This window comes from Kutzneria kofuensis (genome assembly GCF_014203355.1).
Lineage (GTDB): Bacteria > Actinomycetota > Actinomycetes > Mycobacteriales > Pseudonocardiaceae > Kutzneria > Kutzneria kofuensis.
The window spans coordinates 3,241,344-3,268,343 of record NZ_JACHIR010000001.1; the positions used below are offsets into that span (position 1 = coordinate 3,241,344).

The following is a 27,000-nucleotide window of genomic DNA, read 5'->3' on the forward strand; positions in this document are numbered from 1 at the left end:
AACGGAATAGAAGGGCAGTATTCGCGGTACGTCAGTACGCGGCCGCCACGTTCGACGTATCTGCGACGCCGCGCTCCCCCGCGTAGCGCGCGTCGCTGAAGCCGAGAATGGCGAAACCGATGACACTGAACAGCCAGAGGCCGACGATGCCGAACGCCCTGCTCTTGCCGAAGTTGCGCGCCACGTCCATCGCGACGATCGCGTGGATCACGATGTTCACCACCGGGACCAGGTACAGCAGCACCCACCAGCCGGGCCGGCCGGCGACCTTGACCAGCAGGTAGAGGTTGAAGATGGGGATGATCGCGCCCCAGCCGGGCCGGCCGGCCTTGCTGAACACCTGCCAGAGCCCGACGATGCCGATGAGCGCGACGACAAGGCCGATGCCGGAGCTGACGGTGGAGTCCATTGTGCGAACCGCTTTCTATACACGAAGAATTGACAGGTCGTCGACGAGCGCCATCGCGACACCGGTTCGAAACTATTTCGAAACCGTGCACACAAGGGCGAGCGATCGACGTGCAGGGACAATAGCGGACACCCCCGACTACATCCCTCCAATGCGACGCTCACGCGCAGACGGGCAGCAACCAGTGTCCGTTCACGCCCATGAACGACAGTTGTTCAGCCCCTGTCTCACGACACGACACCGGCGACCGGTACCGAGACTCGAGTCTCACCACATGAGCGGCCGGCGCCCGCCCAGACACGGCCCGCACGCCACCGAACCCGGGGGCCAGAGTCCCCTGACCGGATTAACCCTGATCAGGGGGCTGCTCTCTTGATCACTCTCTGTGCCCCCGATCGGACTCGAACCGACACTCTGACCCTTTTAAGGGGCCTGCCTCTGCCTGATTGGGCTACGGGGGCGTGGGGAGCCTAAGCCGTCCGACTGCTCAAGGTCAGGTACTTACAGCCAATTGAGACCCTGTTCGCCCACCCGGCGGATCGCTCGGGCATCCGGTGGAGGTACGACCACATGGATCAGCGGCCCCGATCGGCGGCCAGGAGCTCGCCGAAACGCACGGCCACCCAACCGTGCACGGCATCGGAGACGTCGGTGTCGCCGGCGCGGTGCTCGAACCACCGCCAGTCGCAGTTCACGTTCACCTCGAGGAACACGTGCTCGCCGTCGACCACGAGCAGGTCGAAGGCGGCGACCTGGAGCCGCCAGTGCCGGGCGAGCGCCAGCAACCGGTCGGCGAGCCCGGGCGGCACGTCGGTCGGCCGCACGGAGACGTTGTCGGGGTCGACCCACAACTGCGCGGGGTCGTACTTGTCGACCTGGTAGCCGATGAGCTTGTCGCCGACGACAAAAACCCGCAGCTCGGTGTCGGCGGCGAGGTACTGCTGCACGATCACCGGCGCGGCCTCGGGGACGTCGCCGGCGCGGGAGGTGTCCAGCGGCCGGGGGAACAGACCGTGCTGCACGCCGGGGCGCGGCTCCACGAGGTGCCGCCCGGCCGTCTTGACGATGCACTGCCCGCCACCCGGCCTACTCCGCCCGGGCTGGGTCGTCACGGCCGTCCTGGGCGTCCTGAGGCCGAACGCGGCGGCATCGGAGAGCTGGGTGAGCCGGTTGAGGTGGCCGGTGGCCCGGGCCGGGTTCACGTGCGCCCATTCGGTCCGCTCGGTGAGCCAGCCGGCGACGGTGTTCCACTGGTCGAGTGCGTAGGCGCCGCTGATCGTCCGCGGGTCGACGGGCATGGCCGCCAGCTCGAAGTGCCGGCGCCAGACCAGCAGCGGCCGCAGCAGCCAGCGGTTGAGCTCGATCAACGGGGTGTCGGTGTAGATCGTCAACGCGAGGTCGAGGCAGCGGTCGACGTCGATGCGGGCCATCCGGATGCCGCGCTCGGCCAGCGCGATGGACAGCTCGTTCATCTCCATGTCGGCCGACCGGGCCAGCACCAGCACGCACGGCGACGGCTCGCCGGTGTCCTCGACCATCTCGAGGCGGTGGATCTGCTCCTGGAAGTCGTAACAGCCGCTGGGCGCGCGGAAGACGTAGTCCTGGCCCTGCAGCAACAGGGGTGTCGGGCGGGCGGGGAGCATCGGCTGGGGCGGGCCGTCCGACTGGGCCCGCCCAGCGCCGATCATGCTCAGTCGTCCTTCTTGCTGCGGGAGATCCGCTCCGCACGCGCGTACTCGGCAGCGAACTCCGCGAGCGCCTGGTCCTCGATCTCGCCGCTGCGCAGCTGCGCGGCCAGGTCCTCCATCGACATCGCGGTCACCTCTTTCCCCGAAGGCGCATCACACGTTCAGGCGATCCGCCCCGGGTAGTTTCGGGACCCGCCTAACGCAATGTCAAGACGACTGACACCGATCATAGCCCATTCGGCGGATCAAGCTCGGCGTGTCGCGCGCCGATAGCTACGTTCTCAGCTCTTCGTGACCCGGTCGAACTCGGCCCGCGGGTCGTTGATCTGACCGAGTGACACGACCTCGCGCTTGAGCAGCCACGAGCCCAGCCAGTCGAAGGCCACCCGCACCTTGCGGTTGAACGTGGGCATCCGGGACACGTGGTAGCCGCGGTGCATGCCCCACGCGATGAAGCCCTTGGCCTTCATGCCGTAGACGTCCGCGACACCCTTGTACAGGCCGAGGCTGGCCACCGAGCCGGCGTACTTGTGCACGTACGGCTTCGGCTTGCGGCCGCGCAGCACCGCGACGATGTTCTTGGCCAGCTGGTTGGCCTGGCGCACGGCGTGCTGCGCCGACGGGCTGCACGTGGCCGCCGGGTCGACGTCGGTCTTGGACAGGTCGGGCACGGCCGCGTTGTCGCCGGCCGCCCAGACGCCGTCGAGGCCCTGGACCTGCATGGTGGCCGTGCAAATCACCCGGCCGCGCTGGTCAAGCGGCAGGTCCGTGTCGGCCAGGACCGGGTTCGCCTTCACGCCGGCGGTCCAGATGATGGTGTCGCAGTCGTACTCGGTGCCGTCGTCGAGGACGACGTGGCCGTCCTCCATCGTCTTCACGCGGGTGTCGAGGTAGACCTCGATGCCGCGGGCCTCGAGCTGCTTGACGGTGTAGACGCCCAGGCTGTCGCGCACCTCCGGCATGATCCGGCCGGTCGCCTCGACCAGCACCCAGCGCATGTCGGCCGGGTCCAGGTTCTCGTAGTAGCGCAGCGCGTAGCGGGCCATGTCCTCCAGCTCGGCCAGCGCCTCGATGCCGGCATAGCCGCCACCGATCACCGTGAAGGTCAGCAAGCGCTTGCGGATCTCCGGGTCGTCGGTGGTGGACGCCAGGTCCAGCCGCGACAGCACGTGGTTGCGCAGGTAGATGGCCTCGCCGATGGTCTTGAACGCGATGCCCCGGTCGGCCAGGCCCGGGATCGGCAGCGTGCGGGCGACCGAGCCGAGAGCGACGACCAGCACGTCGTAGGGGATCTCCTCGACGTGGCCGTCGGTCATCGTGACGGTCGCGACCTTGTCGGCGTCACTGATCTTGGTGACCCGGCCGGTGAGCACGTGGCACTTGCGCAGCACCCGGCGCAGCGGCACGACCACGTGGCGCGGCTCGATGGAGCCGGCGGCGGCCTCGGGCAGGAACGGCTGGTAGGTCATGTGCGGCTGCGGGTCGACAACCGTGACCGACGCCTCCCGGGACCTCAGCTTCTTCTGCAGGCCCAACGCGGTGTACATGCCGACGTAGCCACCGCCGACGATCAGGATCCTCGCGGGTTCCGACTTCACTGCCGCCATACGTGCAATGGTCGCACCCGTCGCCAGGGGCCGCTGCCCACAACGGGCCCGATGTGACGGCCGTCCCCCGTGAGCATGATCACGGTGTGTGGTCACGATGCCGGAGTTGACGGGTCCATCCCGGTTGGCCGAATCGGTTCACCGACCGAACGGGGCAGGATCGGCGCACCCTACCGTCACTCTTGGTCATCGGCGACCACGATCGCCCGGCGGAACACGTCCCGCACCATCTCCTGCGTCAGTCGACCGGTGAAGGTGTTGTGCGGGCTGACGTGGAAGCAGCCCAGCAGGGTGAGCGGCGCGCCGCCGTCCGTCGCCGGCAGCACGATCTCGGCGCCGTGCGCGAACACCGGCCGCGGCTTCGGCACCTCCCAGCAGGCGGCGCTCAACACCGGCAGCAGCGCCTGCCAGCCGAACGCGCCCAGCACGACCACCGCCCGCAGCGTCGGCCGCAGCAGTTCGAGCTCCTGCGCCAGCCACGGTCGACAGTTGTCCCGTTCCTGCGGTGTCGGCTTGTTCTCCGGCGGCGCACACCGCACCGGCGACGCGATCCTCGTGCCGAACAGCGTCAAGCCGTCGTCCCGTGAGACCGCGTGCGGCTGCGACGCCAGGCCCACCGCGTGCAGCGCCTCGAACAGGAAGTCGCCGCTGCGGTCCCCGGTGAACATGCGGCCCGTTCGGTTCGAGCCGTGCAGCGCCGGGGCCAGGCCGATCACCCCGATGCGGGCGTCCGCCGGTCCGAAGCCCGGCACCGGCCGTGACCAGTACTCCTCCGGCCGCGCCCGGTGTTGCAGCGGGGCCGACTCGCGCCAGGCCACCAGCCGCGGGCACCGTCGACAGCCAACCACCGCGTTGTCCAGATCTTGTAGATCCACGGTGGTTAGGGTTCCACCCATGGCAGGCAACGACGAGCAGAAGCCCAGCGAAGAGCCGACCGACGACCTCGTGACGAGCCGGCACTCGATCACCGTCGACGGCCGGGCGCTGGAGTACACCGCGACCACCGGGCGCATCGTGCTGCGGCAGGAGAAGCACACCGACGGCGCGTTCGACGGCAACGTGGCCAAGGCCGAGGTGTTCCTCACCGCCTACACCCTCGACGGCGCCGACGCGTCCAGCCGTCCCGTGACCTTCGCGTTCAACGGCGGCCCCGGCTCCGCGAGCGTGTGGCTGCACCTCGGGCTGCTCGGGCCGCGCCGCGTCGTCAGCGGCGACGTCGGCGCGATGACGCCGCCGCCGTACGAGCTCGTCGACAATGCCGAGACGCTGCTGGCCGAGAGCGACCTGGTGTTCATCGACCCGGTGTCCACCGGCTACTCGCGGGCCGTGAAGGGCGGCAAGCCCGAGGAGTTCCACGGCTTCGCCGCCGACATCGAGTACATCAGCGAGGTCATCCGGCTCTGGACGTCCCGCAACGACCGCTGGATGTCGCCCAAGTTCATCGCCGGCGAGTCCTACGGCACGACGCGCGGCGCCGCCATCGCCGAGCGGCTGCAGTCCACGTACGGCATGTACTTCAACGGACTGATGCTCATCTCCACCGCGCTCGACTTCAACGCCCTGGACTTCAGCGAGGGCAACGAGCTGCCGTACGTGCTGTTCCTGCCGACCTACGCGGCCATCGCCCACTACCACGGCCTGCACGGCGACCGCGCGCTCGCCGACGTGATCGCCGAGGCCACCGAGTTCGCCAACCGCGACTACCTGTGGGCCCTCGTCCAGGGCAGCCGGCTGTCGGCCGCGGACCGTCAGTCCATTGTGGACCGCACCGCCGCGTTGACCGGCCTGTCCACCGACTACGTCGACCGGGTCAACCTCCGCATCGAGCACATCCGGTTCTTCACCGAGCTGCTGCGCTCGCGGCGGCTCACCGTCGGCCGCATCGACGGCCGGTTCACCGGCTGGGAGGCCGACTACGGGCGCGAGCACTTCAGCCACGACCCGTCCATCAGCGCCATCACCGGCCCGTACGCCTCGGCGTTGAACCACTACCTGCGAGGGGAACTCGGTTACCAGAACGACCTTCCGTACGAGGTTCTCTCGAACCGCGTGCATCCCTGGTCGTACAAGGACTTCGAGAACTCCCACGTCACCGTCGCCGACAAGCTCGCGTCGGCCATGCGCGTCAACCCGCACCTTCGGGTGCACATCGCCGCCGGCTACCACGACGGCGCCACCCCCTTCGCCGGAAGCGACTACGTCGTCGCACACCTCACCATCCCCGAGGAACTGCGCGGCAACATCGACCTCGCCTACTACGAGGCCGGCCACATGATGTACATACACGAGCCCAGCCGAATCCAGCAGTCCGCCGACCTGGCCGCCTTCATCCGCACCTCCTCCAACCGCTGACCCCCACCTGTCAACCCCCTGATGTTCGGAAAGGACCATTCCTCACGTTCAACGTCAGGAATGGTCCTTTCACACAGGACGGGACGGAACTGTCAGGGGGTCGCGGCAGCATCGAGGCATGAAGCGAGGAACCTGGGCAGTCCACACCGACGAGTTGGTGCGGGCAAGCCGCGACGGTGTCATCCGAGTCCAGAGGCTGCAGACGCTAGGCGTGCCCGAAGCAACTTCGTACCGACGATGTCAACCCGGTGGACCATGGCGGTGGCTGCTACCCGGCATCGTCCTGTTGTCCAACGGGCAACCAACCAGACGGCAGCAAATCGAGGCGGCGCTGCTCCATGGCGGGCCGGAGGCGCTGCTCACCGGCTGCGAAGCCGCTCGCCTTCACGGACTGTCCCGGATCCCGGACAACGGCCGCTTCCACATCCTGGTACCGCAGGCCAGTCACATCCGTAGCGCACGCTTCGCCGTTGTCGAGCGCACGATCCATATGCCTGACGCAGTCCAGAAGCATGGACTTCGCCTGGCACCTCTCGAACGCGCGGTCCTCGACGCAGTCCGTAGATGGCGAAGAATCGATCCTGTCCGAGCGTTGCTCGCGGAAGCCGTCCAGCGCGGGCGTTGTCGGCCGGCGGAACTGCTGGCCGAGCTGAACAGCGGGAGTCGCCGCGGGTCCGCCTTGCCGCGCCGGGTGCTTGCGGAGATCGACGAGGGTGCACGATCGGTTGCAGAGGCAGAAGGCCTGCGAATCTGGCAGGCATCGGGCCTGCCGACGGCCGTCTGGAACGTGCCGGTCGTCAACAACGACGGTCGCTTCATCGCCGTTCCGGACGCATGGTGCGACGAAGTCGCGATGGCCTGGGAGATCGACTCGTTCGAGTGGCACTTCGACGCCCATGGCTACGCCAGAACAGTGGCGCGGAACACCAGGTACGCCGGGGCAGGGATCGTGGTGGTCCAAACGCTGCCGTCTCGCCTTCGCGATGATCCGGCCGGCGTGATCGCCGAACTCCGCGCTGCCTACAAGGCTGCCAACGCGCGTCCTCGGCCACCCGTCCGCCTGAATCCCGTCCACGCCGCCTAGCTGCGACCTCATGTTGTGAAAGGACCATTCCTCTCACTGAACGAGAGGAATGGTCCTTTCCAAACGACGAGGGGTTGACCAACGGGGTGGGTGGGTTAGGGGGTGGTCAGGGAGAGGGCGATACCGTCGAGGATGTCCTTTTCGCTGACGGTCAGCTGGGTGATGCCGGCGTGTTCGGCGAGGTGGTCGGCCAGGACGCGCAGGATGATCGCGCCGCCGCCGATGACGTCGACCCGGCCGGGGTGGATGGTCGGCACGGCGGCGCGCTCGTCGTGGCTCATGGCGAGCAGGCGGTCGCCGACGGAGTGGATCTGGTCCACGGTCAGCGTGGAGAGGTGGGTCGACAGCACGTCGTACTCGGGCAGGTCCTGGGCGACGGCCGACAGGGTGGTGACGGTGCCGGCGACGCCGATCCAGGTGCGGGCCTTCGCCACGGGAACGGCGTCGAAGGCGTCGGCCAGCACGGAGGCGGCGACCTTGGCGGCCTCCTCGATCTCGGACGCGGTCGGAGGGTCGGAACGCAGGCATCGCTCGGTGATGCGCACACAGCCGATGTCGACGGACTTGGCCGCCTCGACGCCGTCTTCGGAGCCGAGCACCAGTTCGGTGGAGCCGCCGCCGATGTCGACGACGAGGAACGGACCGTCGGCGGGGTCGCAGTCGCCGACGGCGCCGGTGAAGGAGAGCCGGGCCTCCTCGTCGCCGGTGATGACCTCGGCCTCGACGCCGAGGACCTCGCGGGTCATGGCGAAGAAGTCGTCCCGGTTGGCGGCGTCGCGGGTGGCGGAGGTGGCGACCATGCGCACGGCCTCGACGCCCTTGCGGCGCAACAGGGCCGTGTAGTCGACGAGCGCGGCACGGGTGCGGTCGAGCGCCTCGGGGGCGAGCCGGCCGGTGGCGTCGACGCCCTGCCCGAGCCGGACGATGCGCATCTCCCGATGGACGTCCCGGAGCGAACTCGACCCGTCGTCCCGGACGGTGACGTCCGCGATGAGCAGACGGATCGAGTTCGTCCCACAGTCGATGGCGGCCACCCGCGAGTGCTTCATGCCGCCAACGCTAGCCGGTCAGCTGGCCTTCGTGGTCCCGCTGGGTGTCGGCGAGGGGGTGGTGGTCGGCGCCGGGCAGCCCGGCGGCACCGGCGTCGTGCTGGTCGGCGCCGCGGTGCTGGTCGTCGTCGACGTCGGGGCCGTCGGACACGTCGGCGGCGTCGTCGTCGTGGTGGTCGTCGTCGTCGTGGTCGTCGTTGTGGTGGTGGTTGTCGTCGTGGTCGTGGGCGACGTCGACGTCGTGGTGCCGGTCGGCGACGTGGTCGTCGTGGTGGTGCTGGTGGACGTCGGTGTCGTCGTCGTGGTGGTGGGCGACGTCGGGTTCGTGGGGTTGTTCGGGGGCGGAGCCGGGGGCCCCGTCGGGCCGACGAACGGCGGCTTCGGGATCGGCTGGATCACCGGAACGTCGGTGTTGTTCGGCAGCGTCTCCACGCCGGTGGCGTACGAGGAGGCCCACGCCAGCACGTTGGCGACGTACGCGTCGGAGTGGTTGTAGCCGAACACGGCGGCCGACCGCTGCGCGGGATTGCGCATGTCACCGCCGCTGGCGCACAGGTAGTTCGCGGCGGCGTACGCGGCGTCGTAGATGTTGTTGGGGTTCGCGGTGCCGTAGCTCTTGGCATTGGAGATCGACGCGTACTGGGCCCACGTGGACGGGATGAACTGCATGGGCCCGACGGCCTGGTCGTAGACCTTGTTCAGGTCCCACACGCCGCCGTCGGTGTCGTAGATCAGCGCGAAGCCGCCGCTGCCGTCGAGCACGGGCCCGAGGATGGGCGAAAGCGTGTTGCCCGCGGCGTCCACGGCGCCGCCGCGCGCGTGGTTGGACTCGATACGCCCGATGCCGGCCAGCAGCGGCCAGTCGAGGTGGCAGTTGGGGTTGCGAGCCGCCTCAAGCTGCTCGGCGCGCTGATAGGCCTGCAACGCGGCCCCGGGAATGCCGAGCGGGCCGTTGGGCAGGCCACCGAGCGCGGAGGCGCCGGGCGTGTTGGTCGCGTCGCCGAGGTTGGTGTCGAGACCCGGGTCGACGGTCTCCTGCTGCGGCAGCTGCCCGGTCGCGCCTAACGGGTTCTTCTGCCCCTGCGGCTGGCTGGGCGTCGAGTGGGCGGTGTTCACCCACGTGAACGTGGCGTCGCCGGCGAGCACCATGGGCGCGAGCATCGCCGTCACGGCCGCCGCCGCGCGCCATCTCCGCTGGGGTGCGACTCGCGCGGGCTTGGGAGCTCGGGCTCTGACGCTGTGCACACCCACGCGGATCCACGCTCCTCGTCTCGATCACATGACCCAGATGCGATCGTTGCCTACACGCCGTTAGCTCACGGTCAGCCTGCCCCACACCCGGTCGAGTGTCACTGCGTTGACGGAGATTTGCACCTCGGGGAGGCAGCACTAGCCCGAATGGTGCACGCAGCGTCACCAAAGCTGTCACCACCGTACAGATCCGGCGGGTTGACGTCAGGCGCAGTCGCCGGCCGGCCAGTCCCCGGCGAGCGCGGCGAGGGCCTCGTCCCCGAACGGGTTGACGCCCGGCCCGCAGGCCAGGGCGTGCGCGATGTGCACGTGCAGGCACTTGACCCGACCGGGCATGCCGCCGGCGCTGACCTCGGTGCCGAGCGGCTCGATGGCGTCGCGTTCGGCCAGGTAGGAGCGGTGCGCGGCGAGGTACTGGGCCGCCAGCTCCTCGTCCTCGGCCAGCCGAGCGGTCTGCTCCTTCATCATTCCGGCCGCCTCCAGCCGGCTGGCCAGCGAGGTCAGCCGGGGGCAGGTCAGGTAGTACAGCGTCGGGAACGGCGTGCCGTCCTCCAGCCGTGGCGCGGTCTGCACGACGGAGGGGTGGCCGCTGGGGCACCGGTGCGCGATGGCCCGCAGCGCGCGCGGCGGCCGGCCGAGCTGCTGGGCGATCACCTCCCGGTCCAGTTCGGTGATCGGTTCCCTGATCCCCGCCGTCACGAGCCACTCCCGGTGATCGAATTCCACAACTGGTCGAACCATGGTCGGTTGGCCGCCTGCTGCTGCGGCGACCCGTGCTGATCGCCCTGCTGCCCGTCGCCGGGCAGCTGCACGGTGTAGGGCGTCTCCCCCGGCATCACCATGCCCAGCCGGCTGCGCGCCTCGGCCTGGATCTGCGCGGGGTCGGACAGTTGCTGCTTGCGCTGCTCCAGCTGCTCGGCCTGCTGCTGCAGCTTGGCCTGCTGGGCCAGCTCCTGCTCCACCTGCGCGTGCTGCGTCAGGTACGTGCGCAGCGGCACCGCGACGGACAGCGCCAGGGCGCAGACGACCATCGCCAGCACCGCGGCCTGCCTGGTGGCGGACAGGCCGAACGCTCCGCCGGTGCGGGCGCGCCCCGAATCCTGTCGTGACGTGCTCTGCCGCGCCCGGGGCGGCCGCGGCGCCGGCTGGTCCTGCTCCGAGGCGGCCGGCTTGGCCGCCGCCCGGCGGGCACGGTCGGGCGCGCGACGCTGGCTGGACGTGTCCTGCCGGCGTCGCGACTGCCGACCGTGCTCGCGCTCGGGCACGACCGTCAGGCCTCCGCGGTGAACCGCGGGAAGGCCAGCTCACCCGCGTAGCGGGCGGCGTCGCCGAGGGTCTCCTCGATGCGCAGCAGCTGGTTGTACTTGGCGGTGCGCTCGCCACGGGCCGGGGCGCCGGTCTTGATCTGGCCGACGCCGGTGGCCACCGCGAGGTCGGCGATGGTGGTGTCCTCGGTCTCGCCGGACCGGTGGCTCATCATCGACCGGTAGCCGTAGGAGGTGGCCAGCGCGACCGCGTCCAGCGTCTCCGACAGCGTGCCGATCTGATTGACCTTCACCAGCAGCGCGTTGGCGGCCCGGCGGGAGATGCCCTCCTCCAGCCGCTCCGGGTTGGTGACGAACAGGTCGTCGCCGACGATCTGCACCTTGTCGCCGAGCTCGGCGGTCAGCTGCACCCAGCCGTCCCAGTCGTCCTCGGACAGCGGGTCCTCGATGGACACCAGCGGGTAGGAGCTGACCAGCTCGCTGTAGTACGCGGTCATCTGCTCCGCGCTGCGCTTGGTCTGCTCGAAGGTGTACGCGCCGTCGGAGTAGAACTCGGTGGCGGCCACGTCCAGCGCCAGCGCCACGTCCCGGCCCAGCTTGTAGCCGGCCTTCTCGATGGCCACGGCGATCAGGTCCAGCGCCTCGCGGTTGCTGGACAGGCTCGGCGCGAAGCCGCCCTCGTCGCCGAGGCCGGTGGCCAGGCCCTTGCCCTTCAGCACGGACTTGAGCGCGTGGTAGACCTCGACGCCCCAGCGCAGGCCCTCGCGGAAGGACTCGGCGCCGATCGGGGCGATCATGAACTCCTGGATGTCGACCTCGGTGTCCGCGTGCGAACCGCCGTTGAGGATGTTCAGCATCGGCACCGGCAGGATGTGCGCGTTCGGGCCGCCCAGGTAGCGGAACAGCTCCAGCCCGCTGGACTCGGCGGCGGCCTTGGCCACCGCCAGCGAGACGCCGAGGATGGCGTTCGCGCCCAGGCGCCCCTTGTCCGGGGTGCCGTCCAGGTCGACCAGCTTCTGGTCGACCACCCGCTGCTCGACGGCCTCGATGCCGACCAACTCGGGCCCGATCTCGTCGAGGACGGCGGTGACGGCCTTCTCCACGCCCTTGCCGTTGTACCGGGTCGTGTCGCCGTCGCGCAGCTCGACGGCCTCGTGCTCGCCGGTCGACGCGCCGGAGGGCACCGCGGCCCTGGCCAGCGTGCCGTCGTCCAGCGCGACCTCTACCTCGACGGTCGGGTTGCCTCGCGAGTCCAGGATCTCGCGCGCGCCGACCTGCTCGATGACCGCCACAACAGCTCCTATCCAGCGTTCAGGGGCTCATCCCGCAACCAGCCTAGCCGGGTGGACAGATCACCCGGAGGCGGCACGCTCGCGTGCCGAAACGAGAGCGTAATCATTCTGAATCGAGGGAGAAAGGGGTCAGCTTGGCGAGCACTTCCGGCAGGGCTCCGGTATGGAGCACGCCGAGCCGCTTGGTGGCCCTGGTCATGGCCACGTACAGGTCGTTCGCGCCGCGCGGGGACTCCGTCAACATCAACTCCGGCTCGACGAGCAGCACGGAGTCGAACTCCAGGCCCTTGGCCTGGCCGACGGTCAGCACCACCACCGGGCTCTCCAGGTCGTCGCCGCCGACCGCGAACTCGCCGGCCAGCGACCGCGGCACCAGCACCGCGAGCCGGCCGTCGTCCAGCCGCGCGACCTCCCGGTCGACGGCCTTGGCGACCGCGTCGGACAGCCCGTCGGCGGGCACCTTCTCGTGCCACGGCGGCAATCCGGAGTCGCGGACCGAGCTGGGCGGCACCGCGTCCGGGTCGAGGCTGGCGAGCACGTCCGTGGCCACGGCCATGATCTCCGCCGGGGTCCGGTAGTTCACGGTGAGTTCGGCCAGCCGCCACCGGTTGGCCACGTACGGGCTGAGCACCTCGTCCCACGAGGAGGTGCCGGCGAGGTCGCCGGTCTGCGCGATGTCACCGACCACGGTCATGGACCGGCTGGGGCAGCGACGCATCAGCACCCGCCACGCCATCGCCGACAGCTCCTGCGCCTCGTCCACGATCACGTGCCCGAAGGTCCAGGTGCGGTCGTCGGCGGCGCGCTCGGCGGCGGTCAGGTAGTCGCTCTGCGCCACGCGGGCGACGAGGGCGTCCGCGTCCAGCACGTCCATGGCCATCAGCACGTCGGGGTCGGACTCGTCCTGGAGATCCAGGATGTCCAGCACGCCCTGGGCGTAGGCGAGGTCCTGCCGGCGCTTGGCCGCCGCGGCGGCCTTGATCGCCCGGTCGTCCTCGCCCAGCAGCTCGGCCGCCTCGTCCAGCAGCGGCGCGTCGGCCGGCGTCCACTCCGCGCCGGGGTCGCGGCGCAGCAGCTGGCGCTCCTGCGGGGTCAGCGCGCGGCCGGCGGCGTTGAGCCGCTTCTCCGACGCGTACAGGTCGGTGAGCAGCTGCTCGGGGGTGAGGATCGGCCACAGCCTGTCGATCGCGGCGATCACCTGGTCGTCCTCGCGCAGCTCGGCCCGGATGTCGCTGACATCGTCGGCGTCCAGGAACTGCGCGCCGAGCTTGTTGGCGACGAGCCGGGCCAGCGCGCCGATGATCTCCCGCTCGAACACCGGCCGCGCCGCGTTGTGCGGGCGGCGCGAGCGGCGGGCCCGGCCGCGGGCGTCGGCCACCGTCTTGCGGTCCAGCACCAGCGTGTCCCGCTCGTGCGGGATCTCGATGCCGTCGCGCGGCACCCACTGCCGGTCCCGCACGGCGGCGGCGAGCACGTCGGCCATCACCAGGCGGCCCTTCACCGCGCTGACCTCGACCGGCTCGCTGCCGACCGCCTTGAGTCCCGGGTAGAGCTCGCCGACGGTGTTGAGCAGCACGCCGGTCTCGCCCAGCGACGGCAGGACCTGGCTGATGTAGTTGAGGAAGGTGGCGTTGGGGCCGACCACCAGCACGCCGCGCTTCTCCAGCTGGCGGCGGTGCGTGTAGAGCAGGTACGCGGCGCGGTGCAGGGCCACCGCGGTCTTGCCGGTGCCCGGGCCGCCCTGCACGACGAGCACACCGTTCAGCTCGGACCGGATGATCTTGTCCTGCTCGGCCTGGATGGTGGCGACGATGTCGCCCATCCGACCGGTGCGGCTGGCGCTGACCGCGGCCAGCAGCGTCGCCTCGCCGACCAGGCCCTCGTTCCGGCCGGGCACCGCCTTGGCCAGGTCCAGCACCTCGTCGTCGATGCCGACGACGGTGCGGCGGCGGGTGCGGATGTGCCGGCGCCGGATCACGCCGTCCGGCGACGCCGCGGTGGCGAGATAGAAGGGGCGGGCGGCGGGGGCGCGCCAGTCCATCAACAGCGGTTCGTAGTCACCCTCGGTGCGGAAGATGCCGATTCGCCCGATGTGCTGGTGTTCGCCGTTCTCGAAATCGAGCCGCCCGAAACACAGGCCGTTCTCGACCGCGCTGTACTGGGCGAGGTCGCTGGAGTGCATTGCCGTCGCCGCGTCGCGCTCGGACCGGGCCTGCGGCGTGCCGCCCGTCTCCAGCAGCACCCGGGCCAGCCAGCGCGACGTCTGTTCCCGGAGGTCGTCGAGGCGGCCGTAGAGCATGGAGACGTATTCCTGCTCTCGGTCGATTTCCTGACTGTCCGGAATACTCGCAGGGCTTGACAACTGACCTCACTCACCGTTATTGTCTGGCGCAGACACGTTTTTTCGTGCTGTTTTACTTGTGCGTTCAGACCGCTAAATCTATCAAACCGCTGGTCGCGCGCGCCACCTGTCACCGGTGTTGTGCCCGGATGGTCCATCGAACTCGCAGCCGATCTTGCGTACTGTGGGAACGACCATGAGCGACAGCACCTTCGAGGCGTTCCGACGGGCCGAGGCGCTGGTGTCGAACGGCCGTCCGCTGGACGCGCTGCGAGAACTGCGCCCGGTGCTCGAGGCCGAGCCGGACCTGCCCAGCGTGGTGCAGCTCGCCGGCCGCGCCTACCTCAACTCCGCCCAGTTCCGGCGGGCCGAGGAGGCGTTCAGCCGACTCGTCGAAATGGACCCCAGCGACCACTACTCGCTGTTCGCGCTGGGAAAGACCCTGCAGCGGCAGGGCCGGCTGTCCGAGGCCATCGCCAAGCTGCGGCTGGCGGTGGCGATGAGCCCACTGCCCGAGTACCAGGAGGCGCTCGGCGAGGTCAGCGCCCGCCTGGCCTTCCGCAGCGACCCGCAGGCCGGCGACTGATGTTGGGAAAGGACCGTTCCTCTACTCCGAGTAGAGGAACGGTCCTTTCCGAGCGTCAGAGCTTGCCGAGGCTGACCTTGCCGTAGGCGTCGGCGTTGCTGAAGACGTCCTGGCCGTAGGCCGTGGAGTTGTTGTAGGTCAGCACCGCCGACCACCAGTTCTTCGGCACGGACAGGTCGCCGCCCATGGCGCACAGGTAGCGGGCGGCGGTCATCGCGGCGTCGTCGATGTCCTGCGGGTCCGGGGCCTTGCCGTCGTCGCTGGCCCGCACGCCCCAGCGGTGCCAGGTGGCCGGCGCGAACTGCATGGGGCCCACGGCGTGATCCCACTTGGTGTCGCCGTCCAGCGCGCCCTTGTCGGTGTCCGGCACCGCCAGGAAGCCGGGCGAGCCGTCCAGCGCGGGGCCGACGATCGGCCGGGACTCCTCGCCGCTGTCCAGCACGCTGGCGCCGCCGTAGCGGCCGTGCTTGGACTCGACCCGGCCGACGCCGGCCAGCGTCGCCCAGGTGAGGTGGCAGCCCGGGTTCTTGGCCTGGTAGGCCAGGTCGGCGTTGGCGTACGCGACGAGCACCCGCTCCGGCACGTCGCTGTAGTAGGAGACCCGCTTGATCCAGCCCTGGAAGTTCTCCTTGGGCACCGCGGCCGTGGCGGCCGGCGGCGGCGTGGCCGGACCGGGGATGGCGGAGTCCTTGGCCACCTCCAGCGGCGGCACCCGGAACGGCGGCGGGCCGGTCGGCCCGGACGGCACCGGCGGCCCGGGGTGGCTCAGCCAGTTCACGGCATAGATCGCGCCGGCGCCCAACGCCAGCACCAGCGCGATCAGGAAGACCTTGCCGAAGATCTCGCCGCCCCGGCCGCGGCGCGGCGGGGGCGGCGGTGGCAGGGATGGCGACTCGGCCTGCGAGCGCGGTGGGGTCGAGAAGGCCATACGACCCAGGCTACGTGGCCGACGGCCAGTGCCGGCGCCAATCGTCCGCGGTCAGCCGGGTGGGGTCCAGCCCGGCGGCCCTGGCCGACCGCTCGGCGGCCCGCACGTCCCGCTCGAACTGCCGGGCCACGGCCCGCAGTTCGCTCTCCGGGTCCTCCCCGGCGAGCTTGGCCACGGCCGTCACGCCGAACAGCGTGGCTCCCGTGTCGTCACCGGACGGCAGCAGGTCCACCGGCAGGCCGACGCGGGCCACCCGCTGGGTGAGCTTGGCCGCCAGCGACACCGCGGGCTGGCCGAGCGCGACACCGTCCACGCTGGACTCGCGCTTCTTCTCGGCCTGCTTGAGCTCCTCCCACCGCCGGTCGTGCCGGTCGAGTTCGAAGCCCTCCTCCTCGGTGGCGAACACGTGCGGATGCCGGCCGACCAGCTTGTCCACCAGGTCACCGGCGACGTTGTCGATGTCGAACGGGTCGTCACCGTGCTCGGCCGCCACCCGGGCGTGGAACAGCACCTGCAGCAGCACGTCGCCGAGCTCCTCGCGCAGCGCCGCCCGGTCGCCGTCCTCGATCGCCTCCAGCAGCTCGTAGGTCTCCTCGACCAGGTACTGCCGCAGCGACTCGTGGGTCTGCTCGGCGTCCCAGGGGCAGCCGCCGGGCGAACGCAGCCGGTCCATCACCGCCGCCGCGTCCAGCAGCCGCGACCCGGCCGGCTCCGGCGTGTCGATCCTGGTCGCACCGGCCGCGAGCAACGCGGCCGCCGCCGGCTCACTGGCGTCGGCCGCGATCAGCACCACGTCGTCCTGCGCGGACAGCTCCTCGGCCGCCACCTCGCGTGCGCCGAGGGACTGCCGCAGCTGCTCCGGCACGTCCTTGCCCGCCCACACCTCGGCGGCGGCACGCAGCGCCGGCAGCGCCGCCGCCGGCAGCACGCCGGGCAGCCGCGGGCTGAGCAGAACGACAACCGTCACGGGTTCGGCTTCCGCACGGTCGCGCTGATGCTGGACGACTCACCGTCGCTCGGCGAGACGTAGCCGGTCAGCGGCTCCCAGACGCCGAACCTCGGGTTCAGCGTGACGCCCACCTGCTGGGCGGAGCGGATCATCTGCGCCTGGCCGAAGGTGCCCGCGACCTGGGAGACGTCCTGGCCGCCGCTGGTGTCGCCCGCGTTGTCCGAGCGCTTCAGCACGTACACGACGACCCAGATGTTCTCGTCCTGCACCGGGAAGGCGATGACCGAGCCGGCGTTCGCCTTGAACATCGGCGCCAGCTCCGGCGGCACGGTCGCCAGGCCGCCCGTCTGGTTGGTGGTCGGCCTGCTGCTGCCGGCCGACGCGGCGTTGAAGATCGCCACGTGCTGGTCGGGGTTGGCGACGACCTTGTCCACCAGCGCCTGCGCGGAGTTGCGGTCCTGGGTGACGCCGAAGTCGTAGGTGAAGCTCGCCGTGCCGGCCTGCTTCATGCCGATCGCGTTCCACACCAGGTTGTCGTGGATGAAGTCCTTGAACATCTGGCCCTTGATCGGGATGGTCGCGGGCCCCGGGAACGTCGGGAACTGGTTGGCCGCGACCGACTGGTTGTAGGCCTGGTCCACCTGATCCTCGTTGACCTTGACGCCCGCCTTCGCCGCCAGCTGGTTGCTCAGCTCGTGCCACACCGCCAGCTGGACGACCGTCCGGGCGATCGGCGGGAACGTGCTCGGCTTCTGCTGCTGCAGCTTGCGCGCGTCCGCGCTGTCGGCCAGCACGCTCGTGATCTGCTGCTGCACGACGTCGAGCGGGATCGTGTGGCCGCCGACAACCGCGGCGGCGCCGATCTGCTCCGGACCGGCACCACAGCCGGTCACCATGGCGCCTACTGCGGCGCACGCGGCCAGGACTGCGATGGGACGGCGAATGGCGATCGTCACAGTGCGCACTCTCTCACAGCGACCAAGATCTCAACCAGCCGCTACCGGCTTGGGTTTTCCGACCAGTGATTCCACGAAGTGGGCGCACCAGTCCAGCAGCTCGGTGTCCCGCAGCGGCGGCGCGCCGATCCGGCCGCCGGCCGGGCCCTCGGTCGGGCGCGGCACCGAGACGATCCGGGTGGCCGCCTTGTACACCGCCTTCGGGTACAGCCGCCTCATCCGCACCAGCTGCGAGTCCAGCAGCTCCATCGGCGCGAACCGGATCGAGCTGGACTGGGTGGCCACCTCGGTCACGCCGTGCCGGCGGCAGGTCTGGCGGAACCGCGCCACCGCCAGCAGCCGCTCCACCGGGGCCGGCGGCTGGCCGTAGCGGTCCTGGAGTTCTTCCTTGACGGCCTGCAGCGCCGCGTCGTCGACCGCCGCCGCGATCTTGCGGTACGCCTCCAGCCGCAGCCGCTCCCCCGGCACGTAGTCGTGCGGGATGTGCGCGTCCACCGGCAGGTCGACGCGGACCTCCGCGAGGTCCTCGCCGTCGTCCTCGGTCGGCGCGCCCGCGTGCTTGCGGAACGCCTCGACCGCCTCGCCGACAAGACGTACATAGAGGTCGAAGCCGACGCCGGCGATGTGCCCGGACTGCTCGGCGCCGAGGATGTTGCCGGCGCCCCGGATCTCCAGGTCCTTCATCGCCACCGCCATGCCCGCGCCCAGCTCGGTGTTCTGGGCGATGGTGGCCAACCGGTCGTGCGCCGTCTCGGTCAGCGTGCCGTCCGGCGGGTACAGGAAGTAGGCGTAGCCCCGTTCGCGGGCCCGGCCGACGCGGCCCCGCAGCTGGTGCAGCTGGGCCAGGCCGAGCAGGTCGCCGCGCTCCACGATGAGCGTGTTGGCGTTGGAGATGTCCAGGCCGGTCTCGACGATCGTGGTGCACACCAGGACGTCGAACTCGCGCTCCCAGAAACCCTCGATGATCTTCTCGAGGCGGTCCTCGTTCATCTGGCCGTGCGCGGTGGCGATCCGGGCCTCCGGCACCAGCTCACGCAGCCGGCGGGCCGCCCGCTCGATCGAGGACACCCGGTTGTGCACGTAGAACACCTGGCCGTCGCGCAGCAGCTCGCGGCGGATGGCGGCGCCGACCTGCTTGTCGTCGTAGGCGCCGACGTAGGTCAGGATCGGGTGCCGTTCCTCGGGCGGGGTGAGGATGGTGGACATCTCGCGGATGCCGGCCAGGCTCATCTCCAGCGTGCGCGGGATCGGCGTCGCCGACATGGTCAGCACGTCGACGTGCGTGCGCAGCGCCTTGATGTGCTCCTTGTGCTCGACGCCGAAGCGCTGCTCCTCGTCCACGATGACCAGGCCGAGGTCCTTGTAGCGCAGGCCGGTCTGCAGCAGCCGGTGCGTGCCGATGACGATGTCCACCTCGCCGTCGGCCAGGCCCGCCACGACCTTCTCCGACTCCTGCGGGTCGGTGAACCGGGACAGGCCCTTCACCACGACCGGGAACTGCCGCATCCGCTCGCTGAACGTGTTCAGGTGCTGCTGGGCCAGCAGCGTGGTCGGCACCAGCACGGCCACCTGCTTGCCGTCCTGCACCGCCTTGAACGCCGCCCGGACCGCGATCTCGGTCTTGCCGTAGCCGACGTCGCCACAGATCACCCGGTCCATCGGGACCGCGCGCTCCATGTCCCCCTTCACCTCGTCGATGGCCGCCAGCTGGTCGGCCGTCTCGGTGAACGGGAAGGCGTCCTCCAGCTCGCGCTGCCACGGCGTGTCCTGGGCGAACGCGTGGCCGGGCGCGGCCTGCCTGGCCGCGTAGAGCTGCACCAGCTCGGCGGCGATCTGCTTGACCGCCTTGCGCGCCTTGGCCTTCGTGTTCTTCCAGTCCGAGCCGCCGAGCTTGTTCAGCGTGGGCAGCTCGCCGCCGACGTAGCGGGAGACCTCGTCGAGCTGGTCGGTCGGCACGAACAGGCGGTCGCCGGGCTGGCCACGCTTGCTGGCCGCGTACTCCAGCACCAGGTACTCGCGGGTGGCGCCGGCGACCGTGCGCTGCACCATCTCCACGTACCGGCCGATGCCGTGCTGCTCGTGCACCACGTAGTCGCCGGCCTTGAGCGCCAGCGGGTCGACCGCGTTGCGGCGGCGGGACGGCATCTTGCGCATGTCCCGGGTGGACGTGCCGCCACGGCCGCCGGTCAGGTCCGTCTCGGTGACCACGACCAGGCCCAGGCCGCTGGCCAGGAAGCCGTCCTCCATGGAGCCGCGGGCGACCGTGACGACGCCCGCCTCCGGTGCCGTGGCGAGGCCGTTCTCCGCCAGCCGGGCCGGCACCTCCGCGTCGGCCAACTGCTCCACGGCCCGTTGCGCCGTACCGGCTCCCGGGACGACGAGGATCGCCGTGCCGCCCGTCGCCGTGTGGGCGCGCAGGTCGGCGAAGGCCCGCTCCACTTCGCCCCGGTACGACTCCACCGGCGCGAAGTCCAGGCGCAGCACGCCTTCCACGTCGGTGGTCAGCTGGCTCAGAGTCCACCAGGCGCGGCCACTGTCCACTGTGGTCGTCGCTACGTCCGCCAGCGACCGGTAGGCCGACGCGCCCAGGTCGATCGGGGCCTTGCCGCCGCCGGCCGCCGCCATCCAGGAGGCCTCCAGGAACTCCTGGCCCGTGCGGACCAGGTCCTGGGCCCGGGTGCGGATCTTCTCCGGGTCGTTGACCAGCACGATCGTGCCCTTCGGCACGACTTCCGTCAGGAGCTGGAGCTCGCCCTCGCACAGGGCCGGGATCAGCGCCTCCATGCCCTCCACGGCGATGCCGTTGGACAGCTTGTCCAGCATCTCCGCCAGCTGCGCGTCCGCCTGGTGGTCAGCGGCCAGCGCCGCCGCCTTCGCCTTGACGTCCTCGGTCAGCAGCAGCTCCCGGCACGGCGGCGCCGTGAAGCCCTGGATCTCCCCCGGCAGGGAGCGCTGGTCCGCCACCGAGAAGGCGCGGATCTCGCTCACCTCGTCGCCCCAGAACTCCACCCGGACCGGGTGTTCCGAGGTCGGCGGGAAGACGTCCAGGATGCCGCCGCGGACCGCGAACTCGCCGCGCTTCTCCACCATGTCCACGCGGACGTAGGCCAGTTCCGCCAGGCGTTCGACGAGTTGGTTGAAGTCGTGCTCCGTGCCCACTTCCAGGTGCACCGGCGCCAGTTCGCCCAGGCTCGGGGCCATCGGCTGGATCAGGCTTCGGACCGTGGCCACCACGACCTTCAGCTGGCCCGCCGGGTGCTCCTCCGGGTGCGCCAGCCTCCGCAGCACCTCCAGCCGTCGGCCGACCGTGTCCGCCCGGGGCGACAGGCGCTCGTGCGGCAGCGTCTCCCAGGACGGGAACAGCTCCACCGCGTCGTTGCCGAGCAGGTCGGCGGCGATCGCCCCCAGCTCGTCCGCCTCTCGACCCGTCGCCGTGATCGCCAGCACCGGCCGCTCAGTGGCCAGCGCCGACACCAGCAGCGGCCTACCGGCCGGCGGTCCCTCCAGCTCAAGTCGGGGCGTGTCCACCGCCGCCAGCGCCTCACGCAGCGACTTGTCCGCGAGCACGGCGGTCAGCAGACCGGACAGTCGGCCGGGCTGGGTCACTTCGACAGTCCCCCTCGGGTGCACTTCGACACGCCGTCAAGCCTAGGCCGCCACCCCGACAAGAACCCGCCGTGGTTCGAAGTCCCTGGTCAGCCGCGTCCAGCCGTCACAGCGTGGTCCAGGCGGTGAGAACGCGAGGGCCGGCGGGTCGGGTCAGTTCGAGGCGGAACATGCCGGTGGGGCAGGGGCGGACGGTGAAGTAGCCGAGGGCGTCCACACGCACGGTCTGGACGTGGCCGTCGGCCTGGCGGACGAGGAGCTCGCCGGCGGCCGGTGGGGCGATCTGGCCGAGCAGGGCGTCGGCGGTGAGCTCGACCTCGATGGTGACGTGGCTGGACACGAAGGTCATCGCCCGCAGGGTGGCGGTCTCGGCCCGGGTGCCGGCGGGCTCGCCGGCGGAGTCGAACGCGAGGGCGGCGAGTTCGGCGTCGACGGTGTGCCAGGCGAAGGCGGCCTTGCCGGCGTCGAGCAGACGCTGGGGCACATTCCGTGCCGCCTGAACGGCCTCGGCGAGGTCGGCGAGCAGATGCTCGTCGCTGTCCCAGTAACTGGTCACGACGTCTCCTCGAAGGGGGCGAGCGCGGGGTTGCGGCGAAGCGCGTCGAGACAGCGCATCCGGCTGGGCCCGATGCTGCCGACGGGCAGGCCGACCTGGGCGGAGATGGTGGCGTAGCGCACGGTCTCCTCGGCGAACAGCAGGCCGAGCAGCCGCCGGCACCGCTCGGACAGCTCCCGGAACGCCACCCGAAGCGCGATGTGCCGTTCCTGGACGAGCAGCCAGGCATCCAGCTCGGGACGCTCGTCGGGCCCGTCGATGTCGTCCACGCTGACCTGTTTCTTCTTGTCACGCAACAGATGCAGGCACTCGTTGCGGGTGGTGGTGGCGATCCAGCCGGGCAGCGCGGCGGGCTCCCGCAGCGTGTTGAGCCGCTCGACGAGCCGCAGCCACACGGTGGCGTTGACGTCGTCGGTGTCGGCCGCGGACAGGTTGTGCCGGTTGCACACGGCCCACACGAGCGGCGCGAACCGCTCGACGATCTCGTCCCACGCGGCCTGCTCGCCGCGCCGGGCCCGCACCACCAAGTCGCCGACGTCAGACACCGGGTACCGCCACCATCGAGTCGGGATCGCGTAGCAACAGCTGATACGCCTCCGCCGCGGAAACGCCGGCAGTGGACATCCGGGCGGCGACGGCACCGCTGACGAAGGCGGCCGCGAACGAGGTGCCGCGCCAGGACGCGTAGCCGCCGAACGAGGTGCCGTCGATCGCGGCGTACAGGAAAGCGCTGCGGACATCGTCCCCGGGAGCGGCGGCGTTGATCCAGGCGAAGCTCGGGCCGCCGGTGGAGCCCACGTCGATCACGGAGCCGAAAGCGCCCGGCCAGACCCGGTCGGTGTGGTCGTTGCCGGCGGCCGCGACGACAAGCACCTCCGGCCGCAGCCGGGACAGCGCACGGGCGATCGACGGCGGCACGGCGTCGTCGGCCGTCTCGAAGCCGAGCGAGAGGTTGAGGACCTGGATGTCCTGGGCCGCGAACGCCCCGATGTCCTTGGCCAGCTGCCAGCGGCTGCACCGGCCCGTCTCCGACGCCAGTCCGGCCCGCATGTGGATGGTCGCGGCCGGGGCGTGCTGCCGGATGATCCCGGCGACGAACGTGCCGTGGCCGGCCCAGAGAGTCACGTGCTCGTCCGGTTCGTAGAAGGTGTCCGCCAGCACGTGCGTCGGCGGCAGGTCACGGTGGTGCGTCGGCGCCGTGTCGATCACGCCGATGTGCACGCCCTGCCCGTCGGTGGTGTCCGGGATCGGCACCGGATAGGCGGGATACGCCGGTCCGACCGACTTGTGCTGCGGATTGCCGCACACGTCGTCGGAGTTGCGGTCGAGCACCGGCACGAAGCCGTGCCGGTCGGCGAACCGCCGCCCCACGTCGTAGAAGAGCAGGTCGAGGCCGTCCAGGTCGGTCTCGTCGGAGTACTGCCGGCGGGCGGCCGGCGCGTAGTCGCCGAGTTCGAGTGGGCCGACGAGCGTGAGGCCCAGGGCCTCGTCGGCGTCGGTGTGGTGGTTGTCGGGAAGCACGTGCAGCCGGTCGGCCAGGAGTTCGACGACCTCGTCGCGGTGCCGGCTGTCGACGATCAGCTCATCCATGGGTGTCCCCTCGGTCATGCCCCACGGAGCCACCGGCGGCACCCGTGATACATCCCGGTTAATCGCATTCTCGCGACGGGTGTGACGGGTTCATCCTTTTTGCTGTGAACAGCGGTACCGCGCTCGCGGTGGCCGAGGAGGCGCTGCGGCTGGCCGACAAGGCCGCCGGCCGCGCCGGGCCGACCTGCGCGGCGGCGGTGCGGCGGGCCCGTCACGACGGTGACGCCGACGCGCTGTCGATCGCGGAACGGGCGTGGGGACGGTCCCTGTTGCAGTGCGGGGACGTGGCCGCCGCGGCAGTGCACCTGCGGCGGTCGATCGCCGCCGCCGAGCGACCTGAACTCGCTGGTGAGAGCCGGATTCCGCTGGCGGCCGCGTTGCTGCAGCAGGGCCGCCCGGGGCCGGCGCTGCGGGAGATCGACCTGGCCGTGCGCGATCTTGACGGCGCCGGCCGGGCTCGGGCCCGAGCGCAGCGGGCGGACATGCTGCACCAGCTCGGGCGGCTGTCCGAGGCACACGCGGAGTATCAGGCCGCGGTGCCCCTGCTGCGCCGAACGGGTGATCTGCTGAATCTGCAACGGACCCTGGTCAACCGGGGCATCCTGCACACCGAACGTCACTCGTTCGGCGCAGCCGAGGCGGACCTGACGGCGGCCGACCAGTTGGCCCACAAGCTGGGCCGGCAGCTGGCCGCCGGCATCATCGCGGAGAACCTGGGCTTCCTGGAGACACTGCGCGGCGACGTGCCGGCCGCGCTGGCGCACCTCGACCGCGCGGAGCAGGCGATCGGCGCGGAGGGCGGGCAGCTCGGGCCGGTGTTCATGGACCGGGGCGAACTGCTGCTGGCGGTCGGATCGGCGTCGGAGGCGCAGGAAGCGGCGGAACGGGCCGTGCACGCGTTCGAGCGCGAGCGGCGGGGCCTGTTGCTGCCGGGCGCACGGGTGCTGCTGGCGCAGGCGGCGCTGCTCGCCCGTGACTGGCCGACGGCGCTGACACAGGCGCAACGGGCCCGGCGGCAGTTCCTGCGGCAGCAACGCGGCGAGTGGGCGGAGTTGGCGCGGTTGATCGTCGTACGGTCGTCGATGGCGCTCGGCCGGCCGGTTTCGCGGCGCGGCCTGCGGGACATGGTGACGGCCCTGGTGCGTTCCGGCTGGCCGGCGGCCGCCCTGGAGGCCCGGCTGGCGGCGGCTTTGGTGTTGGGCGACGGGGAATTGCTCGGAGAAGCGGCTTCGGCGAGGCGGCGCGGTCCCGCCGGCCTGAGGGCCCGCGGCTGGTACGCGGAGGCGTTGCTGCGGGAGCGGGCCGGCGACGCACGCGGTTCGTCACGGGCGCTCCGGCGTGGGCTGCGGGTGTTGGACGAGCACAGCATGTCGTTGGGAGCGACGGATCTTCGCGCGTATTCGGCCGTGCACCGGGTGGAGTTGACCGAGCTCGGGTTGCGGACGGCGCTGCGGGACGGTCGCGTGCCGCAGGTTTTCGAGTGGGCGGAACGAAGCCGTCGCCTGCTGCACCAGCCCGTGCTACCGCCGGACGACCCCGTGCTCGCCGATCTGTTGGCACAGCTGCGAAGCGTCGTCCGCAACGCCCGGCACGCCCAGCGACAGGTCGGGTTGGAGCGTCGGATCCGGGATCATGTTCGCCTGCATCGCGGCGGCGATTTCCATGTCGTGGAGCCGATATCGCTGCGGGAGCTGGATCTCGGGGCCAGCGCGTTGATCGAATACGTTCAGCTCGACGGGCAGCTGCTCGGCATCGGCGTGGTCGACGGTGTCTCACGGCTGGTGCCGCTCGGGTCGGTCGCCGACGTCTTCGGGCTCGTCGAGCGACTACCGTTCGCCCTGCACCGCCTCGCCCGGCGCTCATCGTCGGGCGCGCAGTCTTTGCTGACGGATGCCGCCTCACGGCTGGACAAGCTGTTGCTCGAACCGTTCCATGTGGACGATCGTCCGCTCGTTGTCGTACCGACCGGGCCGCTGCACGACCTCCCGTGGTCGGTGCTGCCGGGCCGGGTCGGCCGCCCCGTGACCGTGTCGCCGTCGGCCACGCTGTGGCAGTCGACCCGCTTCGACAACCGCCCCGGCGTCGCCGTTGTCGCCGGCCCCGGCCTTTCCGGCGCACGCGACGAGGCCCTCGCCGTCGCCAAGCTGTACGGCGTCGACCCGTGGCTGGATTCTGCTGCCACCGTGGACCGGGTGCTCGGTCTGCTCCGCAGCTGCGGCGTCGCACACCTGGCCGCACACGGCCGGTTGGCCCTGGACAATCCTCTGTTCTCCAGCCTTCGGCTGCACGACGGTCCACTCGTCGTGCACGACCTCGAACGCACACGGCAGGTTCCACACACCGTTGTGCTCGCTTCGTGCGACATCGGGCGGTCCCTCGTCTGCACCGGCGACGAACTGTTGGGCCTGTCCGCCACCTTCTTGTCCCGCGGCACCGCCACGCTCATCGCCTCCGTGGTCCCGATTCCCGACCTCGAGACCGCGCCGCTGATGACCGCCTTCCACCGCGGACTACTCGCCGGCCTACCCGCACCCGCCGCACTCGCCGCCGCCCAGTCTTCGCTGGCCGGCGGCAGCCCGCGCGACCTCGCCGCCGCTGCTGGTTTCGTGTGCCTGGGCGGGAAATCCGTCTAGCGCAGCAACCGGGACAGGCCGTCGACGAAACCGTCGTCCACCGCCGCGAAGTACTCCGTGTCGGCCTGCTCCACGTCCCGCAACGCCGCCGCGAGCACCTCCCGTCCTTCCGGCGTGACGACGATTCGCAGCGCCCGCGCGTCATGGGGATCCGGCGAGCGGTTCACCAGCCCCCGGTCCGCCAGCTTGCGGACCACCTGGCTGGTCATCATCGTGTCGGCGCCGGCCTGCTCCGCCAGGCGCTGCTGCGTCGGCGGCTCCTCGTGGTCCCCGAGCCACCAGGCCGAGGCCAGCAGCACGAACTGCACGTGGGTGAGGTCGTGCGGGGCCAGTGCCGCCCGCATCGCCCGCTGCCAGGCCAGGGTGACCCGCCAGAGCAGGAATCCGGGGCTGCGCCCGGGGCCCGTCCAGCGGGACCGCGGCTCGTCGTTCATTCGCACATTCTCGCCAAGGCGCCGACCGCGTCGGGGAAGTCCTCCGTGATCATCGGGCCCATCGCCTTGAGTTCGTCGCTGCCGTCGATCTCCAGTCGGTGCGTGAGCAGCCACCGGCCGTCGCCGGCCGGCTCGATGCGGTGGCTGAACCGGAGGATGCCGCCCGGCATCTCCGTCTCGTCCGTGAATCCCTCGTTCGGTCTCACCTCCGTCAGCACGTACGGCAGGGGTGGCTGGCCGGTGACCGTCAGCTCTCCTCTTGCGCCGACCACGAATTCCCCGTCCAGCGTCACCTTCTCCAGGCCCTCGTCCCAGCTCGGCCAGTCCGCCGGGTCGCTCCACCGCGCCCAGACCGCCGCCGGGGTCGCCGTTGTCGTCACCGTGTGCTCGAACCCGTAAGTCGTCATGCGTGCATATTATATGC

24 protein-coding genes and 1 tRNA gene are annotated in these 27,000 nt (G+C 70.8%); 4 read left to right on the forward strand and 21 right to left on the reverse strand.

What is annotated here, in order from left to right:
* Window positions 1-31 precede the first annotated feature (31 nt).
* The 6 genes from BJ998_RS14740 to BJ998_RS14760 form a co-directional block, all read right to left on the reverse strand.
* On the reverse strand, window positions 32-409 hold the full coding sequence (locus BJ998_RS14740) for a DUF5684 domain-containing protein (protein ID WP_184862125.1): 378 nt from the start codon (window positions 407-409) through the stop codon (window positions 32-34).
* A 386-nt stretch (window positions 410-795) separates the two neighbouring features.
* Window positions 796-870: transfer RNA gene (locus BJ998_RS14745), tRNA-Leu, on the reverse strand.
* Between the two features lie 114 nt (window positions 871-984).
* The gene (locus BJ998_RS14750; RefSeq protein ID WP_246488590.1) at window positions 985-2,097 is read right to left on the reverse strand and encodes an ATP-grasp domain-containing protein; all 1,113 of its coding nucleotides are present in this window, start codon (window positions 2,095-2,097) and stop codon (window positions 985-987) included.
* Window positions 2,098-2,099: 2 nt separating this feature from the next.
* Complete coding sequence (locus tag BJ998_RS48615) at window positions 2,100-2,222, reverse strand: hypothetical protein (protein ID WP_255360895.1); 123 nt, start codon at window positions 2,220-2,222, stop codon at window positions 2,100-2,102.
* A gap of 156 nt (window positions 2,223-2,378) precedes the next feature.
* Window positions 2,379-3,704, reverse strand: coding sequence for an NAD(P)/FAD-dependent oxidoreductase (locus tag BJ998_RS14755; protein WP_184862127.1), 1,326 nt, complete (start codon window positions 3,702-3,704; stop codon window positions 2,379-2,381).
* A gap of 176 nt (window positions 3,705-3,880) precedes the next feature.
* Window positions 3,881-4,600, reverse strand: a complete 720-nt coding sequence (locus BJ998_RS14760; RefSeq protein ID WP_184862129.1) for a uracil-DNA glycosylase family protein — start codon at window positions 4,598-4,600, stop codon at window positions 3,881-3,883.
* Between BJ998_RS14760 and BJ998_RS14765 the strand changes: the two genes are divergently transcribed.
* A complete protein-coding gene (locus BJ998_RS14765) occupies window positions 4,599-6,056 on the forward strand; it encodes a S10 family peptidase (protein ID WP_184862131.1) in 1,458 nt (485 codons plus the stop codon). The two genes, BJ998_RS14760 and BJ998_RS14765, sit on opposite strands and share 2 nt — an antisense overlap.
* 118 nt (window positions 6,057-6,174) lie before the next feature.
* A complete protein-coding gene (locus BJ998_RS14770; RefSeq protein WP_184862133.1) occupies window positions 6,175-7,140 on the forward strand; it encodes a hypothetical protein in 966 nt (321 codons plus the stop codon).
* Window positions 7,141-7,235: 95 nt separating this feature from the next.
* Here BJ998_RS14770 and BJ998_RS14775 read toward each other — a convergent pair whose 3' ends face one another.
* The 6 genes from BJ998_RS14775 to BJ998_RS14800 form a co-directional block, all read right to left on the reverse strand.
* Entirely contained in the window at window positions 7,236-8,189 is a 954-nt protein-coding gene (locus tag BJ998_RS14775; protein ID WP_184862135.1) for a Ppx/GppA phosphatase family protein, read from the reverse strand.
* An 18-nt stretch (window positions 8,190-8,207) separates the two neighbouring features.
* The gene (locus BJ998_RS14780; RefSeq protein ID WP_376775998.1) at window positions 8,208-9,350 is read right to left on the reverse strand and encodes a lysozyme family protein; all 1,143 of its coding nucleotides are present in this window, start codon (window positions 9,348-9,350) and stop codon (window positions 8,208-8,210) included.
* A gap of 294 nt (window positions 9,351-9,644) precedes the next feature.
* The gene (locus BJ998_RS14785) at window positions 9,645-10,139 is read right to left on the reverse strand and encodes a DUF501 domain-containing protein (RefSeq protein WP_312890120.1); all 495 of its coding nucleotides are present in this window, start codon (window positions 10,137-10,139) and stop codon (window positions 9,645-9,647) included.
* A complete protein-coding gene (locus tag BJ998_RS49165) occupies window positions 10,136-10,705 on the reverse strand; it encodes an FtsB family cell division protein (RefSeq protein ID WP_312890121.1) in 570 nt (189 codons plus the stop codon). Before BJ998_RS49165 ends, BJ998_RS14785 begins: the two co-directional genes overlap by 4 nt.
* 5 nt (window positions 10,706-10,710) lie before the next feature.
* The gene (eno, locus tag BJ998_RS14795) at window positions 10,711-11,997 is read right to left on the reverse strand and encodes a phosphopyruvate hydratase (RefSeq protein WP_184862141.1); all 1,287 of its coding nucleotides are present in this window, start codon (window positions 11,995-11,997) and stop codon (window positions 10,711-10,713) included.
* Window positions 11,998-12,100: 103 nt separating this feature from the next.
* Window positions 12,101-14,359, reverse strand: a complete 2,259-nt coding sequence (locus BJ998_RS14800) for a HelD family protein (protein WP_512699327.1) — start codon at window positions 14,357-14,359, stop codon at window positions 12,101-12,103.
* A 175-nt stretch (window positions 14,360-14,534) separates the two neighbouring features.
* Here BJ998_RS14800 and BJ998_RS14805 point away from each other — a divergent pair, with 175 nt between their 5' ends.
* The gene (locus BJ998_RS14805) at window positions 14,535-14,924 is read left to right on the forward strand and encodes a tetratricopeptide repeat protein (protein WP_184862145.1); all 390 of its coding nucleotides are present in this window, start codon (window positions 14,535-14,537) and stop codon (window positions 14,922-14,924) included.
* Between the two features lie 55 nt (window positions 14,925-14,979).
* Here BJ998_RS14805 and BJ998_RS14810 read toward each other — a convergent pair whose 3' ends face one another.
* The 7 genes from BJ998_RS14810 to BJ998_RS14840 all read right to left on the reverse strand — a co-directional run bounded on the left by BJ998_RS14810 (window position 14,980) and on the right by BJ998_RS14840 (window position 23,509).
* Window positions 14,980-15,852 carry a lysozyme family protein gene (locus BJ998_RS14810; protein ID WP_184862147.1) on the reverse strand — a complete coding sequence of 291 codons (873 nt, stop codon included), beginning with the start codon at window positions 15,850-15,852 and terminating at the stop codon, window positions 14,980-14,982.
* Between the two features lie 10 nt (window positions 15,853-15,862).
* Window positions 15,863-16,819 carry a nucleoside triphosphate pyrophosphohydrolase gene (locus BJ998_RS14815; RefSeq protein WP_184862149.1) on the reverse strand — a complete coding sequence of 319 codons (957 nt, stop codon included), beginning with the start codon at window positions 16,817-16,819 and terminating at the stop codon, window positions 15,863-15,865.
* Window positions 16,816-17,757: a hypothetical protein gene (locus BJ998_RS14820; protein WP_184862151.1), complete on the reverse strand. Its 942-nt coding sequence runs from the start codon at window positions 17,755-17,757 to the stop codon at window positions 16,816-16,818. The genes BJ998_RS14815 and BJ998_RS14820 overlap by 4 nt, the downstream gene beginning before the upstream one ends.
* A 30-nt stretch (window positions 17,758-17,787) precedes the next feature.
* Window positions 17,788-21,363: a transcription-repair coupling factor gene (gene mfd / locus BJ998_RS14825; protein ID WP_184862153.1), complete on the reverse strand. Its 3,576-nt coding sequence runs from the start codon at window positions 21,361-21,363 to the stop codon at window positions 17,788-17,790.
* A gap of 106 nt (window positions 21,364-21,469) precedes the next feature.
* Complete coding sequence (locus tag BJ998_RS14830) at window positions 21,470-21,919, reverse strand: hypothetical protein (protein ID WP_184862155.1); 450 nt, start codon at window positions 21,917-21,919, stop codon at window positions 21,470-21,472.
* A complete protein-coding gene (locus tag BJ998_RS14835) occupies window positions 21,916-22,464 on the reverse strand; it encodes an RNA polymerase sigma factor (protein WP_221338015.1) in 549 nt (182 codons plus the stop codon). Before BJ998_RS14835 ends, BJ998_RS14830 begins: the two co-directional genes overlap by 4 nt.
* Entirely contained in the window at window positions 22,457-23,509 is a 1,053-nt protein-coding gene (locus BJ998_RS14840) for a S8 family peptidase (protein ID WP_184862157.1), read from the reverse strand. Before BJ998_RS14840 ends, BJ998_RS14835 begins: the two co-directional genes overlap by 8 nt.
* A 104-nt stretch (window positions 23,510-23,613) precedes the next feature.
* On the opposite strand from BJ998_RS14840, the gene BJ998_RS49170 reads away from it, so the two are divergent.
* Window positions 23,614-26,142, forward strand: coding sequence for a CHAT domain-containing tetratricopeptide repeat protein (locus tag BJ998_RS49170; protein ID WP_184862159.1), 2,529 nt, complete (start codon window positions 23,614-23,616; stop codon window positions 26,140-26,142).
* Here the strand turns inward: BJ998_RS49170 and BJ998_RS14850 are convergent.
* Together BJ998_RS14850 and BJ998_RS14855 are read right to left on the reverse strand one after the other, a co-directional pair.
* Window positions 26,139-26,576: a MarR family winged helix-turn-helix transcriptional regulator gene (locus BJ998_RS14850; RefSeq protein ID WP_184862161.1), complete on the reverse strand. Its 438-nt coding sequence runs from the start codon at window positions 26,574-26,576 to the stop codon at window positions 26,139-26,141. The genes BJ998_RS49170 and BJ998_RS14850 overlap by 4 nt on opposite strands.
* Complete coding sequence (locus tag BJ998_RS14855; protein ID WP_184862163.1) at window positions 26,573-26,983, reverse strand: SRPBCC family protein; 411 nt, start codon at window positions 26,981-26,983, stop codon at window positions 26,573-26,575. The genes BJ998_RS14850 and BJ998_RS14855 overlap by 4 nt, the downstream gene beginning before the upstream one ends.
* Between the last annotated feature and the right edge of the window lie 17 nt (window positions 26,984-27,000).